The organism is Leyella lascolaii, from assembly GCF_900079775.1.
GTDB lineage: Bacteria > Bacteroidota > Bacteroidia > Bacteroidales > Bacteroidaceae > Prevotella > Prevotella lascolaii.
Window position 1 is genome coordinate 1 of sequence record NZ_LT556054.1, and the last position, 771, is coordinate 771.

The 771-nt window shown below is 41.6% G+C and carries 2 protein-coding genes; both read right to left on the reverse strand.

Translation table 11 applies throughout. From position 1 onward, the window contains the following. On the reverse strand, positions 1 to 199 hold a 199-nt coding region (locus tag BN4609_RS16795; RefSeq protein WP_206196568.1), incomplete at its 3' end, for a hypothetical protein. Positions 200 to 539: 340 nt separating this feature from the next. Further along, the gene (locus BN4609_RS16690) at positions 540 to 704 is read right to left on the reverse strand and encodes a hypothetical protein (protein ID WP_164071717.1); all 165 of its coding nucleotides are present in this window, start codon (positions 702 to 704) and stop codon (positions 540 to 542) included. Positions 705 to 771 lie beyond the last annotated feature (67 nt).

Below are 771 nucleotides of genomic sequence, written 5' to 3' on the forward strand. Positions count from 1 at the left end.
AGTAGCGCATCAGTAAGGTCAATAATATTTTATATTGATGGCGCGAGCCTTGTAGAGACGCAAGATTTTGCGTCTCCCGAGGGATAAAAGCATGCTTATATGTGGTATATAGTTTAGCGTCGGTTTGCGACACGGTTGCTTGTGAGACGCAAGGAAAATCATTATAATGGGCATATTGTTTACCATCCTTTTGCGACATACTCGCTTGTGAGACGCAAAATCTTGCGTCTCCCGAGGAATAAAAACATGCTTATATGTGGTATATTGTAGCGCGTAAGTGTGCGGAATGATTGCTTGTGAGACGCAAGATTTTGCGTCTCTACTTGGGTTGATTGCGGTTGGAGAGGTTGGAATGTGGGATGTGGAGAGCCGAATTACGCATAAAAAATGCTGACATATGGCATTTGTAGTGCCTTATATCAGCATGATTGTCCGTGAGACGAACTTTTTCGCGTCTCTACACAGGTATGCGTGCATTCTCCACAATGCTTATGCGGATGTTATGAAAAATATTACGCATGCGTCAATGATGTGTGGAATCAAAAATCAATATTACCGCTGCCATCATCTTCCCCGTCTTCATCACCATCTACCACTGGCTGTTCACCTGCATGTATTCCTGTGCCGTCCGACCCCGCCAGTATTTCAGTGCCTTCCATTACGATTGTTTTTGACTCCGGTTTCAGATACTCTTTTTTATTCATGATGTTTTAATGTTTTGTTTATAATATATTATTGTAAATGTTATGTGCTTTTTTTGATTGTGCAGGT

Excerpts from the sequence above, each read along its gene's own strand:
- BN4609_RS16690 (WP_164071717.1), bottom strand. The coding sequence starts at position 704 with ATGAATAAAAAAGAGTATCTGAAACCGGAGTCAAAAACAATCGTAATG.